Annotated in this window: 14 protein-coding genes; 1 reads left to right on the top strand and 13 read right to left on the bottom strand. The window is 45.2% G+C overall.

The features are described from left to right. Position 1 precedes the first annotated feature (1 nt). A complete protein-coding gene (locus B5X68_RS13080) occupies positions 2 to 1339 on the top strand; it encodes a sigma-54-dependent transcriptional regulator (RefSeq protein ID WP_082215105.1) in 1338 nt (445 codons plus the stop codon). 9 nt (positions 1340 to 1348) lie between these two features. Here B5X68_RS13080 and B5X68_RS13075 read toward each other — a convergent pair whose 3' ends face one another. The 13 genes from B5X68_RS13075 to B5X68_RS13015 all read right to left on the bottom strand — a co-directional run bounded on the left by B5X68_RS13075 (position 1349) and on the right by B5X68_RS13015 (position 14984). Further along, a complete protein-coding gene (locus B5X68_RS13075; RefSeq protein ID WP_082215104.1) occupies positions 1349 to 2044 on the bottom strand; it encodes a LytR/AlgR family response regulator transcription factor in 696 nt (231 codons plus the stop codon). Then, entirely contained in the window at positions 2025 to 3110 is a 1086-nt protein-coding gene (locus tag B5X68_RS13070) for a sensor histidine kinase (RefSeq protein WP_082215103.1), read from the bottom strand. The genes B5X68_RS13075 and B5X68_RS13070 overlap by 20 nt, the downstream gene beginning before the upstream one ends. Before the next feature lie 146 nt (positions 3111 to 3256). Then, positions 3257 to 5197 carry a CocE/NonD family hydrolase gene (locus B5X68_RS13065; protein ID WP_229208389.1) on the bottom strand — a complete coding sequence of 647 codons (1941 nt, stop codon included), beginning with the start codon at positions 5195 to 5197 and terminating at the stop codon, positions 3257 to 3259. Between the two features lie 64 nt (positions 5198 to 5261). Next, positions 5262 to 6206, bottom strand: coding sequence for an L-histidine N(alpha)-methyltransferase (locus tag B5X68_RS13060; protein WP_082215102.1), 945 nt, complete (start codon positions 6204 to 6206; stop codon positions 5262 to 5264). A gap of 17 nt (positions 6207 to 6223) precedes the next feature. Then, a complete protein-coding gene (egtB, locus tag B5X68_RS13055; RefSeq protein WP_082215101.1) occupies positions 6224 to 7390 on the bottom strand; it encodes an ergothioneine biosynthesis protein EgtB in 1167 nt (388 codons plus the stop codon). Beyond that, positions 7362 to 8939, bottom strand: a complete 1578-nt coding sequence (locus tag B5X68_RS13050) for an ABC transporter permease/substrate-binding protein (protein ID WP_082215100.1) — start codon at positions 8937 to 8939, stop codon at positions 7362 to 7364. Before B5X68_RS13050 ends, egtB begins: the two co-directional genes overlap by 29 nt. Then, entirely contained in the window at positions 8939 to 9916 is a 978-nt protein-coding gene (locus B5X68_RS13045; protein WP_082215099.1) for an ABC transporter ATP-binding protein, read from the bottom strand. The genes B5X68_RS13050 and B5X68_RS13045 overlap by 1 nt, the downstream gene beginning before the upstream one ends. 4 nt (positions 9917 to 9920) lie before the next feature. Continuing rightward, positions 9921 to 11303, bottom strand: coding sequence for a mercuric reductase (locus B5X68_RS13040; RefSeq protein WP_082215098.1), 1383 nt, complete (start codon positions 11301 to 11303; stop codon positions 9921 to 9923). Between the two features lie 107 nt (positions 11304 to 11410). Continuing rightward, the gene (locus B5X68_RS13035; protein ID WP_082215097.1) at positions 11411 to 12337 is read right to left on the bottom strand and encodes a bifunctional riboflavin kinase/FAD synthetase; all 927 of its coding nucleotides are present in this window, start codon (positions 12335 to 12337) and stop codon (positions 11411 to 11413) included. Beyond that, positions 12334 to 13035: a tRNA pseudouridine(55) synthase TruB gene (gene truB / locus B5X68_RS13030; protein ID WP_082215096.1), complete on the bottom strand. Its 702-nt coding sequence runs from the start codon at positions 13033 to 13035 to the stop codon at positions 12334 to 12336. Before truB ends, B5X68_RS13035 begins: the two co-directional genes overlap by 4 nt. A 28-nt stretch (positions 13036 to 13063) precedes the next feature. Beyond that, complete coding sequence (locus tag B5X68_RS13025; RefSeq protein ID WP_082215095.1) at positions 13064 to 13843, bottom strand: undecaprenyl-diphosphate phosphatase; 780 nt, start codon at positions 13841 to 13843, stop codon at positions 13064 to 13066. Continuing rightward, positions 13840 to 14058: a DUF3098 domain-containing protein gene (locus B5X68_RS13020; RefSeq protein ID WP_229208388.1), complete on the bottom strand. Its 219-nt coding sequence runs from the start codon at positions 14056 to 14058 to the stop codon at positions 13840 to 13842. Before B5X68_RS13020 ends, B5X68_RS13025 begins: the two co-directional genes overlap by 4 nt. 47 nt (positions 14059 to 14105) lie before the next feature. Continuing rightward, positions 14106 to 14984: a cell division protein FtsX gene (locus tag B5X68_RS13015; RefSeq protein WP_082215093.1), complete on the bottom strand. Its 879-nt coding sequence runs from the start codon at positions 14982 to 14984 to the stop codon at positions 14106 to 14108. Between the last annotated feature and the right edge of the window lie 100 nt (positions 14985 to 15084).

Below are 15084 nucleotides of genomic sequence, written 5' to 3'. Positions count from 1 at the left end.
TGTGAAGAAGATACTGATCATCGACGACGAGGAAAAGCTTAGAAGTCTGATAGCCAGGGTCATTACGCTCGAAGGCTTCGAAGTTTTGGAAGCAGGAGATATCAAATCGGCCGTTAAAAAGCTGGATCAGAGTGAAATAGACGTTGTATTGTGCGACGTTAAACTGCCGGACGGCAACGGTGTGGATTTTCTCAAAACAATCCGCGAAAAATATCCGCTACTCGAAACAATCCTGCTGACTGCCTACGGCAACATTCCTGATGGTGTGCAAGCCATCAAAAACGGAGCTTTTGATTACATTACCAAAGGTGACGACAATAACAAGATAATCCCGCTCATTTACAGGGCTCTCGAAAAAGCCGAACTCAACAAAAGAGTTCTTTCGCTTGAAAAACAGCTGGGCGAAAAACATTCTTTTGAAGCCATTATAGGCAAATCAAAAAAGCTGCTCGCCTGTATCGAGCTCGCACGCCGAGTTGCGCCTACGGACACGACCGTTTTACTTCTGGGCGAAACAGGAACCGGAAAAGAGGTTTTTGCACAATCTATCCACCAGGCCAGCGCACGATCCAAAAAGTCGTTTGTCGCTATAAACTGTTCCGCATTTGGGAAGGATCTGCTTGAAAGCGAGATGTTTGGACATAAAGCAGGCGCATTTACGGGAGCAACGAAAGATAAAAAAGGGCTTTTTGAAGAAGCACACAACGGCACCATTTTTCTGGACGAAATTGGAGAACTCGCGCTGGATTTGCAGGCTAAGTTGCTGCGTGTGTTAGAATCGGGAGCGTTTATCAAGGTGGGGGATACGCAGCCGACGAAGGTAAATGTGCGCATCATCGCCGCCACTAACCGCGACCTGCAAAAGGAAATAGCATCAGGGGATTTCAGAAGTGACCTTTTTTATCGCATATCCGTCTTTCAGATTACGATTCCTGCATTGCGGGAACGCGCCGGGGATATTGAAGCGCTCGCAGAAACATTTGCGGCTCAGTATGCGCTGAAAACCAATAAAAAGATCAAGTCGCTGTCGACCGACTACGTAAAAGCACTTGAAAAGAATGTCTGGAACGGGAATATCCGGGAACTGAAAAATGTGATCGAGCGAAGTGTCATACTCACCGATGGTGCCGTGCTCGACGTTGAAAGCCTGCCATTTGAACTGTCATTAGCTCGAAATGATGGGAATGATAACTTATCCGCGTTTTCGTTGGCGAGCGCGGAAAAGCTTCACTTTCAGAAGGTTCTAAATTATACCAATGGCAATAAAGCAGAAGCCGCGCGCTTGCTGGAAGTGGGAATCGCTACACTTTACCGGAAGATTGAGGAGTATAAGTTGTGAAGAGGCACATTATCCAAGCTTTTCTGGACGGCCGATCAACTGATAAAAGTTTTCCCGGTAAGTAAGTGAAACGGGAATGATACACTTCTGAATTGTTATCCTGTCCCGCTCCACAGACTCAATTTTATCCACTGCAACAAGGTATGATTTGTGAACGCGGCAAAATTGTGTGGAAGGTAATTGCTGTTCCAGCTGACCAAATGTTTCCAGCGTCATGATTTTTTCGTTCTTCAGGCAAATCCGCCGGTAGTCCCGCATCCCTTCGATGTAAAGGATGTCTTCAAACAGAATTTTCAGGAGCCGATATTCCGATTTGACAAATAAGTAGGTTTTGGGATCATCGGTTCGCGCCGCAGGACTCATTTCCTGCACCCGGATCACGGATTGCAGGAAACGGTCAAATGTGTACGGCTTTAATAAATAGTCTGAGACTTTAAGATCGAACGCTTTTAGCGCATATTGATCAAAGGCGGTTGTAAGTATCACTGGCGGGCGGGTTGGAACAGCATCAAGTAACTGGATTCCAGACATATCATCCATTTCCACATCCAGAAAAACAAGGTCTATCTTTTCATTTTTGAGGATTGCAAGCGCTTCCCAGCCATTGTCCACAGCGTGGGCTAAATGAAGGAACGGCACGCGTCGTACATATTCGCTAAGCCTTAGCATGGCCAGCGGCTCATCTTCAATAAGCAGACAATTCATGCATTTTTATTGGTAAAATGAGGTTCACAGCATATTCATTAATATTCTCTTGCAATGTCAGTTGATGCGCATCTTTGTATATTAATGACAGTCTTTGCTTTAACAAACTGTTACCCAGCCCGCTCGGCTTTTCTGTGGAAGCCGAAAGTTTTCTTCCAGCTGCATTAATGCACTGAAACTGAACCTGATCGTCCGTGACGCGAACCGAGATCCGGATTGCGCCGGGATTTCTTTTGTTTGCTGCGTGCTTAAAAGCGTTTTCAATGAAAGGGACAAAGATCATGGGAGCGATGTTGATCCCGTCTATCGGCCCGATAATCTCAAAAGTGACAAACTCATCGTTGTTAGTCCTGATTTTTTGCAGATCAATGTATTTTTTGATGTATTCCAATTCTCTGGAAAGAGGGATCCAGTCTGCCTGTATCTCATACAAAATGTAACGCAGCAGGTCAGAAAGTTTATTCAGATAAACAGAAGCAGTGCCCGGATCGTGCTCGATAAGGATATCGATATTATTTAATGTGTTAAACAGAAAATGCGGGTTAATCTGTGCTTTCAATAGTGCCAGTTCCGTTCGTAATTTGCTGCTAATGAGTGCTTCTTTTTCTTTTCTGTCTTCGTACCAGGTAATAAATCCCCGGAAAACGGTGCCTATGAAAGCGTTGGCCACCGCAAGTAAAGCAAAGCCGGAAATCAACCAAATGTTGTCTTTGAACGTGAACAGGAAAAAGTCGAGCTTTTCAAAAAGAATGTAAATGATCAAAGTAAAAAGTAATGATACAATGACCGTAGCAACGGAGGCTAAACCAATGATGGCGAGCAACCCTGAACGCACGAATGTGCTTATTCTTCCGGCTGTCAGATAACGAGGCATGAGCCACGAATAGAATGTGTAAAAGCTGGCGCCGCCCGTAATTGTTGCAATGGTTAACAGTGTAAGCCAATCGTCCCAATCGTTTAAATCCGCGGAAGAAGCGTTTCTGGATAACATGAAGATAAATGTGAACAGGCATTGATAAAGAAGCCAGTAGCCTGCATGCAGAAGTTGAATGACTGACTTTTTCATAGCTTAACAGTGTTAGATGTGTTGGAAGCTGCAAGTGGTTTTTTCATGATACATTTCCTGTTAAAGTGGTGTATCAAAAGTCAGCATTAGCAATCTGGCGCAAAAAACGAATCTGCCAAATGGCTTAACATGCCTGCAAAACAACATTACTCAACCACCTGCACGCCCACATAAGATGAACTTTCCCCTGAAAGGTAAATTCTGTGTCTCGCCTTTTGAAAATCCTGTTCTTCTGCTTTGTAAATGTTGACGAACTTCTGCGGATTGCGGTCAACGAGTGGAAACCAGGAACTCTGAATCTGTATCATGATTTTATGACCTTTTTTGAAACGGTGCGCTGCGTCCTGCATATCAAATTTCACTTCCTCAATCTTGTCCGGCGTCAGAGGAACAGGATCGGAGAAGCTCTTTCGAAACTTTGCCCGCATCACTTCCCCGCGGACCAGAAGCTGAAAACCGCCCATTTTCATGTTCGGGTTGACCGGGCTGTCATTTGGTGCGTCGCCCGGGTAAACGTCGATCAACTTGACAACGAAGTCGGCGTCGGTGCCCGTCGATGAGACAAATAAATCTGCAAAAACATTACCCGAAATGGTAACATCCTCATTTAGCACTTCTGACTGATAAACAAGCACGTCGGGGCGGGACGCTGCAAAGCGCTGATCCTCGTACATGAAGTCGCTTCCCCGGATAATGCGGATTTCCGATGTGTAGGGGACCGGTTTGTCGGGATCGCTTTCATATTCATCAAAAGAAGGTTTCGCGCCGACTTGCATGATCATCATGGTTTGCGAGAACGATAATGTGCCATCCGGATGCATGTAAAGTTTTTTAGGCACCGCATTCTTTGGCGGCCATTGATCATATTTTCTCCATTCATTTGCACCTGTTTCGAAAATATAGGCCTTTGGAAGTGCTGGCTGTGGCTGGTCTTTTAAATGATGGTTGAAGAAAGGAAATTCAATTTCTTTTTGGTAAAATGAGCTTGTTTTGGATCCAAAGCGAATGTTACCCAACGATTCACCCGTTCCGCGCGCCCAGCCGCCATGAATCCATGGACCCATCACGAGCAAGTTAGGGGACTTGGGTTTGTTACTTTCTATCCCCTGATAAGTTTTCAAGGGGCCGTAAAGATCCTCCTGGTCAAACCAGCCGCCAACCACCATTACGGCCGGTTTAATGTTTTTCAAATGCGGCACAGGCGTCCGTGCTTTCCAGAAGTCGTTATAGGTTTCATTCTCCATCATCTGGTTCCAGATGCGGTTTTGGTTCTTGAAGATCTTCTCATTTACATTCTTTAACGGACCAAGATTTTTATAGAACTCGTAAGAATCGGGCGTTCCGTAAGCGGAGAAGGCGGGCGTTCCCGTTGGTGTGGGCTCGGGCCGTGGCGCTCCGTAGGAAGACAGAAATGCAAAAGTGCCCATCAGAAAGAAAGCGCCGTTGTGATGGCGGTCATCTCCCATAAACCAATCGGTAACAGGTGCTTGCGGAGAGGCGACTTTCAAAGCCGGATGTGCTTCGACGGCCGTCATGGTTGTGTAATATCCCGGCGCAGAAATGCCCCAGCTTCCGACTTTGCCTGTGTTTCCTTCAATATTCTTGATCAGCCATTCAATTGTGTCATACGTGTCGGAACTTTCGTCCGTATCCGTTTTATTTTTCTTTTGGGGGATAAACGGCCGGTAAGCTTCGAAATCGCCTTCGGACATATATTTCCCGCGAACATCTTGATATACAACAATATAACCGTCACGCGCGAAATGCATGCTCGGCCCAAGAGACGTTTTGTACAATGTTTCTCCATAAGGCGCCGACGAATATGGCGTGCGGTTCAGGAGGATCGGATATTTTTTTGAAGCAGAAATATCCTTGGGTAAATAGATGGAAGTGAATAGCTTAACGCCATCCCGCATCGGGATCATCCGTTCGATTTTCGTGTAGTTTTGCCGGATATAAAGCGAATCTTCATTCACCTTGGGCTGCGCCAAGCTTTTGATCGCTCCGAAAAGTATCATCGCATTGATGGCGGAAAAGCTTAAAAAAAGAGACAGCTGCCATCTCACGGCGCGGGTGGGCTTCTTCAAATTGATCGGCGTTTAGGAGTTGTATTTAGCTAAAATAACAATTTCAACGCAAATCCTCGCAGCCTCACTCTTTCACCCAAAGACTATCCGTAAAATAATGCTTGCAATCCAGGAAGTGTTCGAGGACTTTGTATCCATTTGTTTCGGCCACTTCTTCGATTTCCTTTAATGTGTACTTTTTGGATAACTCTGTGCGGATCAGTTCGTTTTGCTCAAAATAATAACATTTGTCCATGCGTTGCAGATGGATTTTCTGAGTAACCAGGCTCACCAGATAACTTCTGACTTCTCCATTTATCGGGTTGTAATGTGAGTAAAAGTCAAATTGACTGGTTTTGATATTACCGCCGAGTTCGCGGTTAATCCGGTGCAGCAGGTTCATATTGAACGCTTTGGTAATGCCTTGCGGATCGTCGTAGGCGAAGCGTATGGTTGCAGGATTTTTCTGTAAGTCAAAGCCAGTGAGTAGTTTATCGCCAGGCTTCATGCTTTGATTAAAGCTTTTCAGCAGATCATTAACTTCGTCTTTTTCGTAATTTCCAATGTTACCACCCAAAAATAAAAACAAGCTGGGCGTCTCGGAAGTAGCCAGTTCTTCGATCATCGAAAAGTAGTTGCCGATCATCGGTTTGATCTGTAAATCAGGCAGATGATCGAGCATGTTGGCTTCGAGCTCTTCAATCGCTTTTTTTGAAATATCAATGGGCACATAGGAAAATTCCACACCGGTTTCGACGAGCGTTTTAAGCAACTGGCGCGTCTTAATGCCGTCGCCGGCACCAAATTCGACAATATTGAATGGTTGATCGAAATTGAGTTTATCAACGATTTGCTGCCCTTGCAGTGATAAAATCTCGAATTCACAGGCAGTTGGATAATATTCCGGCATTTTCATAATATCCTGAAAAATGCCGCTGCCGATGTCGTCGTAAAAATATTTTGAAGAAATGTGCTTTAATGGTGCGGAAAGACCTTTATGTATATCTTTTGCAAATGTGTTGTCTGACATAATGTTCTATTAATCAATTACTTCACCAGCCTTATGCCGGTGTATTGCCAGCGCTCGTGTGCGTGAAAAAAGTTGCGGTAAGTGTTGCGGCTATGTCCGGGAGAAGTGGCGACGGAGGCGCCGCGAAGCACCATTTGATTGATCATGAATTTCCCATTGTATTCTCCAACAGCGCCGGGAGCCTTGGAAAAGCCGGGATAAGGCAGATAGGCGCTGTTGGTCCATTCCCAACGCTTTCCCCAGCCAAACTGCTGCGAAGCAATTTCCCACTCGGATTCAGTTGGTAATCGCATCCCTTTCCATTGCGCGAAAGCCGAAGCTTCGAAAAAATTAATGTGGCTCAAAATGGCTTGCGGATTTACCTCCTGCAATCCGTCCAGGGTGTAATAATGCCACGCACCGTTTATTTTATGCCAATACATGGGAGAATTAATAGCATTGGCATTAACCCAAGACCAGCCTTCGTCCAGCCATAAATTAAAGTCCTCATAGCAGCCACTTTCCATAAACTGGATAAATTCAGCGTTGGTAACCAGCGCTTTGGAAATTTCAAAGTCATGCAAATACACTTTATGCCGTCCCAGCTCATTGTCAAAGCAAAAACCTTCACCCTGAAACCCAACTTCATAGACGCCTTCCGGGATATGGGCGAAACCAGTTTCATCATTTGAATCATTAACCAGGTTATGACCCGATTTGTAAACAGGAAACAATGGATTATGGCCGAGAATATATTTGATATCTGTAACGAGCAGTTCCTGATGCTGCTGCTCGTGATGCAGCCCAAGCTCCACCAGCGATAGCGCTTCGGGGTCAGCTAATGTTTCTAGCAGATCGGACATATGTCGATCCACATGTTGCCGGTAAGCATACACATTTTTGGTCGTCGGCCGTGTAACATTTCCCCTGTCAGTGCGCAGGGTGCGTTCGCCGACATTGTTGTAATAGCTGTTGAAAAGGTAATTGTAGTCGGTGTCGAAAACCTGGTAGCCAGGCAGAAACGGTTTGATGATAAACGTTTCAAAAAACCATGTTGAATGCGCCAGGTGCCACTTTGGCGGACTTACGAATGGAACGGGCTGTGGCACATAGTCTTCGGTTTCAAGCGGTTCACATATTGTTTCTGAATGCTGTCTGACACGATTATATGCTTCACTAATGGCGGTGGTTGTCAGTGGATACATAATCTTTTAAATCTGTAATAGTTCTTATATTCAAGGATTGTGCCTGCTCTTTTCGCATCATCAGGGCATAGGCATTATTGAAACCGATCGGTTTGAGCCATTGCAGGTTATACTGCTCGTCAAAACCTTTTTGAACATAATTGAAAACTTTTTCACGACTGCCGGACAGCGCTGCCAGATCGTTCTTCGTAGGTTTCAAAATTACCAAAAGGCCCGTTCCCGTGTATTCAGGATACATATCGATCTCATTATTGGTTAATGCATCAAAACAAATCTTCGTTCCGCCAAGTCCTGTTTTTGTTTCAACTTTTAATTCCGTGTTCCCTTCGATAAGCGCTTTATAGATATTGATCAGAATATATTGTTCTGCGAATATCTTGGAGCCGAGGCGGATAACGCCCTTATTTCCGTTTTTTGATTTTTTGTAAAGATCATTGGCCAGAATAAAATCCTGCGCCACCTTTTCAGGGCTTTGTTTCAGATAATCGACGCGGTAATTCAAGTCGGTCATGATCGAGTCATTGATCTTTCCTGACAGTAAATTTATTGCGGCTTCCAGCTCAGGATATTTTGTCAAAACATCTTTTCTAACCAATGGAGAAGCATAGTAGGGAGGAAAAATGCTTTTGTCATCTTCCAGTGTGATGAGGTTGTAGGCTTTAAGCCGCCCATCTGTGCTATATCCGCTGATGACGTCAATTTTCTTCTCGTAAGCCGCCTTATACATGACCGCGTCGCTTATTACAACAGTCGGCATGTTCAGTTGATATTTTGATTTCAATCCCAGATAGCCATCTTCCCGTCCCATAAATTCGGGGGTAAAGCCGCCGAGCATTTTGGCGTCGGCGTAGGGAAAAATATAGAATGAAGATAGCAAAAGGAGTAAAATGGGCAGCACAAGCGAAACCTTGCGCATTTTCCTGACATTCGCTTTTTGAACCAATGAAAGCAGCAGATCGAAAAATATGGCCAGCAGAGCCGCAGGGATTGCGCCTGCGAGGATCATATTTGAATTGTTCAATGCAATGCCGCCGAAAATAAATTCACCTAAACCACCCGCTGCAATGTAGGCCGCAAGCGTAGCCACGCCCACGTTAATGACCGTTGCCGTGCGGATACCAGCCAGGATTACGGGCATCGCAAGAGGAAGTTCAACATTAAATAGCACCTGCCACCGGCTCATGCCCATCCCACGCGCCGACTCTGTAACCGCCGGATTCACGCCCCGGATTCCTGTATAAGTGTTCCTGATAATGGGAAGCAATGCGTACAAAAACAGCGCAGTGATGGCTGGCAGCGCGCCTATTCCCAGCAACGGGATCATAAAACCAAGTAATGCAATGCTGGGAATGGTCTGCAAAACACCTGCAATGCCCAGCACGAGCCACGCTGCCTTGTTGCGCTGTGCGATCCAGATCCCGAGCGGAAGCCCTATCACAACGGCAATGAGGAGCGAGATGCAGGTGAGGCCAATGTGGGCAAGTGTCTGGCTCAACAGCTTGTCAGATTGCTGCGCCATGAATTCCCATAAACTTTGCTGCACTTCCATTAGTTATGCTGTTTTAGGATCCTGTAAGCTTCTTGAATAGAAGATGTTGTATAGATTTTCGATATGTTTAATGTATCGTTTCTCACGATCAGCGCATCTTTGCTAGAAGCGGAAAGTATTTCCATGCCTGCCCATAAGCTAGCCTTTGCACTGATTTCAGGAAGCGAAGCATTGTCGGCGTTGTTTTGAAAAGCGGAATCAGCATCAGCAATGTTCAAAATATCCTGAAAAGTAAGTGCGCTTAGTTCCAGGAACAGCCGTTGATGATCGAAAAAGTTTCGGGCAAATGCATTAGCGGGTTTCAGGATCAGGTCTTTTGCATTTCCTGCCTGGACAATCTTGCCTTTATCCATCAGACAAATGTGATCGCCGAGCTCGAATGCCTCTTGCACATCGTGCGTTACGAGCACGATGGTCTTTTGCTTCAATTCGGGCAACTCTAAAAATTCCTTTCGAACGCCTGCGCGTGTAATCGGGTCCAGAGCGCCAAACGGTTCGTCCATCAACAGCACAGGCGGATTGGAAATGAGTGCACGGGCAATCGCAACACGCTGCTGCTGTCCACCGCTTAGTTCGTCGGGATATTTGTGGCCAAATTCTTCCAAAGGCAGTTTAAGCTGTTCAAGTAATTCCTGTGCTCTATTCCGGGTTTTTGATTTGTCCCATTTCAATAATTTTGGAACCACCGAAACATTCTCTTCCACGGAATAATGCGGGAAAAGACCATTGCTTTGGGAAACGTAGCCGATTGTACGTCTTAATATTTCTGGCTGCTGGTCAAAAATATTTTTGCCGTCAATGGAAATAGAACCGCCGGAAGCGTCAATCAAACGGTTCAGCATTTTGAGGGTTGTGGTTTTCCCGCAACCGCTTGTGCCCAGCAAAACCATGGTTTCACCTTCCTTTACTTCAAAAGAAATGTCGTCAACTGCCTTGATATCATTAAAAATTTTGCTGATGTGTTCGGCAATGATCATGATGTTACTGTTCCAGGGACATGAAAAGGTTGTTCAGCGATTCCGCATAGGTCGGGTGCGCAAATACGCCGTTCATAATGCGGTCGTAAGTTACATTGCCCATCATTGCCATTTGCAAAATAGTAACAATTTCACCGCCCTGTTCCGCCAGGACCGAGGCACCCAGGATTTGTTTGGTTTTGGCATCTATCACCGCTTTCATCATGCCCCTTTCATCGCCGGTTTCAATAGACCTGGCCACGCTGTCATTTTTTATCGTAGCCACTAGTATATCCAGTCCCTGATCGCGTGCTTCCTGTTCGGTAATGCCTACACGGCCAAGCTGCGGATCGATGAACATGCAGTAGGGGACTAGCCTGTCTTTGATAGAAGCGTTTCCCTTCTCAATAACATTCTCGCTAATAATCCGGTAGTCGTCGTAGGAAATATGCGTAAATGCCGGGCCACCTTTCACATCACCCAGCGCGTAAATGTCCGCCGCCGTCGTTTCGAGCCTATCATTAACTTTGATATAACCTTTTTCATCCGTTTCCACGCCGGTTTTTTCAAGCGACAGCGCTTTGGTTTGCGGTTTTCTGCCGGTTGCGATAAGTATATGAGAGCAGTTGAGCTGACTTTGCTTACCATCTTTATCAACGGTTACTATAATCTTTCCACCGTTTTTTGAAACAGAAAGTGCTTTCGTTTTAGTCAAAATTTCAATATCCTCTTCCGCCAATATTTTCACTACTTCGTCTGCAATGTCTTGATCTTCTTTTTTAAGAATACGCTCTGAGGGTTCCAGAATCGTCACTTTACTTCCGAACCGCTTAAACATTTGTCCAAATTCAAGCCCGATATAGCCGCTGCCCAGCACAAGCAGGTGTTCGGGAATGCTATCCAGCTCCATGATGCTGGTCGATGTGAGATAGTCTATGTTTTCAATGCCTTCAATCTTGGGGATCGAGGGCTTTTCTCCTGTATTGATGAAAAATTTGTCAGCCGAAAGGGTAAGTGATCCGCCGTCATTCAATGTGACCGTGATTTCTTTGTCGCCTGAAAATGTTGCGGTTCCGTAATGCAGATCAAGGTTTTTGCTTTCTTGAATGCTTTTCTCGGAATTGCTGCGCATGCGGTGTACAATGTCGTTTTTGCGTTGTGTGATGGCAGAGAAGTCTACATAAAAGTGATCTGTAATGATGCCCAGGCTTTTATTGTGGTAAACAGACCAAGCTGCTTTTGCCGAAGCGATCATGGCCTTGGTAGGGGAGCAGCCGTCGTTTACGCAAGTCCCTCCAATCCACCGTTTTTCTATTAATGCTGTCTTCAGGCCGGATTCGGCTAATTTTTTTGAAAGAGGCGTTCCGGCTTGCCCGGAACCGATTACTATAGCATCGTAATGTTGCATAGAGGCGGTGTATTAGTTGGTTGTAAAGATTGAGAATGCAATTACACCAAATAACAATAAAAGCGTGCCGGTCTGGACACGCTTTTTGTAATATATGACGGTATATTTTAAGAAAAGTAAGCCAGAGAATTCTCTTTATCAATGTTGATCTGGCGCACCAGCATATCCAGATTTTCAAACTTCTGCTCCGGACGGAGATAATGAAGCAGTTCGAGTTTCAAATCTTCACCGTAAATTTCCTTGTCAAAGTCAAATAAATTGGCTTCGATCGTCCGCATTGTGCCGTCCACGGTTGGCCTGACGCCTATGTTCAGCATTCCCTTGAATTGCTCCCCGCTATAAGTAACATGGATAACGTAAACGCCATTCATCGGGATTAATTTGTACGATTCATGCAAATGCACATTCGCAGTAGGAAATCCAATGGTACGGCCCAGTTGCTTGCCTTTTACGACTGTGCCGGAAAGCGTGTAAGGTCGGCCCAGCAAACCGTTTGCTTCGCCTACATGTCCGGTGATCAATGCCTTGCGTATCCTTGAAGAGCTGATCGCCATGTCTTCGATGTCCTCGCGAGGGATTTCTTCCACTTCGAAGCCATAGGAAGCGCAATTTTCCTGTAAAAATTCAAAGCTTCCTTCACGGTTGCGCCCGAAACGATGGTCATAGCCGATCACCAGTTTCTTCGTGCCTATCTTTTCAACAAGGATCTCTTTGATATATTCATGGCACGACAATTCGGAAAACGCCCGCGTAAAGGGGACGATCAGCAAATGATGAATGCCCAGTTGAGAGAACAGTTCGATCTTTTCGTCAATGGTCGAGAGCAATTGCAAACCCTGGCTATCTTCCGAAACAACCATGCGCGGATGCGGCCAGAAAGTAAGTACAACGGTTTCTCCGCCAGACTGTTCACTGATTTCCCGAAGCCGGGAAAGTATTTTTTTATGTCCAAGATGCACCCCGTCAAAAGTGCCACTTGTTACGACGCCATATTCCAGTTTTTGAAAGGAATCCAGGCTGTGATAAATATTCATTCGTCCACTTCTAACTTCAATTCGAGTCTTTTTTGCTGAATGAAATCGGTAAGATTCCACGCATTTTTTAGTTCAAACGCTCCAATCCGTGTCCTGCACAGTGCGCTTAAATACGCACCGCTGCCTGTCAGCTGACCAAAATCGCGAACCATACTGCGAATATAAGTACCTTTTGAACAAATGATCCTAAAATCAACCGATGGAAAGTGCGTAGCATCAATTTCAAAAAGGGAAATTTCGACATTGCGCTTTTTGATCTCCACCTCTTCGCCGCGGCGCGCTTTCTTGTAAAGCCGCTCGCCGTCCACGCGTAATGCGGAATATATCGGCGGTGTTTGTGTAATGCTGCCGGTTAGCGCGAGCCTTGCGCTCTCCATGATTTCTGGCGTAATATGATCGGTTGGATATTCAGCGTCGAATTCCGTTTCAAGGTCAATGGAGGGGGTGGTTTTTCCTAGCACCAGTGTGCCGGTGTATTCCTTTTCCTGCGCCTGATAAGTGTCGATTTGCTTGGTTTTCTTTCCTGTACACAATATTAGCAGGCCCGTAGCGAGGGGGTCTAATGTGCCAGCGTGACCGATTTTCTTGAATTTGCAAGCTCTTTTCAGCTTGTTGGCGACATCAAATGAAGTCCAGGTCAAAGGCTTGTCGATCAGGATGACTTCGCCTTCGTCCGGTATGTTGTTTTCGTTATTCAAATTGCGGTATGCGTATTAAATGAAGCGCTTAGACAATGTCCAGCTTGTAGCCCGAAGCAAGCAACCCTAAAAGGATCAGCCCCAGAATGATGCGGTAATAACCGAACACTTTAAAACCATATTTGGTCAAAAAGGTGATAAAGAACTTGATAGCAAGCATTGCGACTACAAATGCAACCAGATTTCCGATCAAGAGCACCTTAATGTCTTCTGCCTGGATCGTGTCGTAGGTTTTGAGTAATTTATAGCCACCGGCTGCGGCCATTGTGGGAACGGCAAGGAAAAAGCTGAATTCAGCGGCCTGCTTGCGCGAAAGTCCCTGTAACATGCCACCGATGATGGTAGAGGCTGATCTCGAAACGCCCGGGATCATGGCTATGCACTGAAAAAAGCCGATTTTAAGCGCGTCAAAATAAGAAATTTCCCTGTCACGGGTGTTGTCGTTGGCAATACGGTCGATGAAGATCAGGATAATCCCGCCGACTAGCAGTGAAACGGCAACTACAATTACATTTTCCAGCATGGCGTCAATAAAATCATTCAGTAAAAAACCAATGACAGCGGCAGGCAGAAATGCGACAAATAATTTGAAATAAAAGTCAGTACTTTGGAAAAAACGCTTCCAGTAAAGGACTAAAACGGACAATATCGCACCAAACTGGATATTAACCGTAAACATTTTAGTGAATTCCAGATGACTGATCCCCATGAACGAAGAAGCGATGATCATGTGGCCGGTAGACGAAACGGGCAAAAACTCGGTAATCCCTTCAACAATTGCTAAAATAATGGCTTGCCAAATACTCATGAATTGCGGGGTTTACGTAAGATAGCCCAGAACTCAATGATGAAGCCGGTAATGGTAACCAGCGGGCCTAATGTCAGCCCCAGGAAACCGAAACCGAATTCGGTGCTGTCAAATGTCATGATGAGGAAGCCGGCGAGGATCACCGCGATGCCGATTAACATCGTCGTATAGTTCGATGTCGAAAATGGAAGTTCGTTTTTTGTGTTACTCATCATTTTGAGATTTTCTATGTTCTAAACTTTTATTTTTGGCTGCAAATGGCTCAGTAAAGATCGTCCAGCGCCATTCTCAGGTAACGCGCCAGTGACTGGTAAGTGCTTGAAATGCCGATAAGGATACCCAAAGCAAGTACTGAGCCAATTAGAATGATGATTTTATCATATTCCTGCAACATGCCCAAACCTTCTACATTGCGAACCGCTAATTGTTGTAATCCGATCAATAATGCTCCGGCCAGAACGCCGCCGATCAAACCCTGGATGGCGCCTCGCATGACATAGGGACGTTGTATAAACCCGTTCGTAGCACCCACAAGCTGCATACTGCGGATCAGGAAACGCTGCGAATAAATGGCAAGCTTGATGGTGTTATTAACCAGTAACACAATGATAATCAGCATAATCAGCGCGAAGCTGGCCAGCACGACGTAAATTTTGGTAACGTTCCTGTTAATGTTATCGGCAAGATCTTCCTGGTAAACAACTTCGTAAACACCCTTTATTTTTTCCAGATCTTTTTTGATCAGCTGTAATTTGGCTTCCTCAAAATAGTCTTCCTGAATTTTGACACGATAACTGTCTCGCAATGGATTTTCTCCTAAAAAAGTCACAAAATCTTCTTTCGTGCCTTCGATAAATTCTTTCGCTGCTTCTTCTTTTGAAACAAATGTGATGGGTTTCACCTCCGTTGAGACGAGCACGTAAGGTTTAGCATTGATAACGCTTAATATGGAATCCTGGCCGGCTTTTGTTTCTTCTTTATTCAAAAAGACGCGGACCTCAATGTTCTGGCGGATAATGGAAACCAGTTTTTTGGATTGGATTACAAGCAGCCCGCAAAAACCGATCAGGAACAATGCAGCCGTGAGGCTCATTACAATCATTGCATTGGGATAACTTCCAATCTTCTTTTTTTTAGGCATAAGAGCGTAAGGTTTCGCTTAGCGGTTGGCTCAAACCAATGTTTGAACGATGGCAAAAATAAGAATTATAATGTCATATGGGCGAAAAAGGCCGGTTTGT

This window comes from Dyadobacter psychrophilus (assembly GCF_900167945.1).
Classification (GTDB): Bacteria; Bacteroidota; Bacteroidia; order Cytophagales; family Spirosomataceae; genus Dyadobacter; species Dyadobacter psychrophilus.
The sequence above is the reverse complement of the archived record's forward strand: the minus strand, read 5'-3'. Positions and strand labels throughout refer to the sequence as shown.

Bases quoted from the DNA above. Each gene is read 5' to 3' on its own strand.
- B5X68_RS13075 (WP_082215104.1), bottom strand. From the start codon at position 2,044: ATGAATTGTCTGCTTATTGAAGATGAGCCGCTGGCCATGCTAAGGCTT.
- B5X68_RS13070 (WP_082215103.1), bottom strand. From the start codon at position 3,110: ATGAAAAAGTCAGTCATTCAACTTCTGCATGCAGGCTACTGGCTTCTT.
- B5X68_RS13060 (WP_082215102.1), bottom strand. From the start codon at position 6,206: ATGTCAGACAACACATTTGCAAAAGATATACATAAAGGTCTTTCCGCA.
- egtB (WP_082215101.1), bottom strand. From the start codon at position 7,390: ATGTATCCACTGACAACCACCGCCATTAGTGAAGCATATAATCGTGTC.
- B5X68_RS13050 (WP_082215100.1), bottom strand. From the start codon at position 8,939: ATGGAAGTGCAGCAAAGTTTATGGGAATTCATGGCGCAGCAATCTGAC.
- B5X68_RS13045 (WP_082215099.1), bottom strand. From the start codon at position 9,916: ATGATCATTGCCGAACACATCAGCAAAATTTTTAATGATATCAAGGCA.
- B5X68_RS13040 (WP_082215098.1), bottom strand. From the start codon at position 11,303: ATGCAACATTACGATGCTATAGTAATCGGTTCCGGGCAAGCCGGAACG.
- B5X68_RS13035 (WP_082215097.1), bottom strand. From the start codon at position 12,337: ATGAATATTTATCACAGCCTGGATTCCTTTCAAAAACTGGAATATGGC.
- B5X68_RS13025 (WP_082215095.1), bottom strand. From the start codon at position 13,843: ATGAGTATTTGGCAAGCCATTATTTTAGCAATTGTTGAAGGGATTACC.
- B5X68_RS13020 (WP_229208388.1), bottom strand. From the start codon at position 14,058: ATGATGAGTAACACAAAAAACGAACTTCCATTTTCGACATCGAACTAT.
- B5X68_RS13015 (WP_082215093.1), bottom strand. From the start codon at position 14,984: ATGCCTAAAAAAAAGAAGATTGGAAGTTATCCCAATGCAATGATTGTA.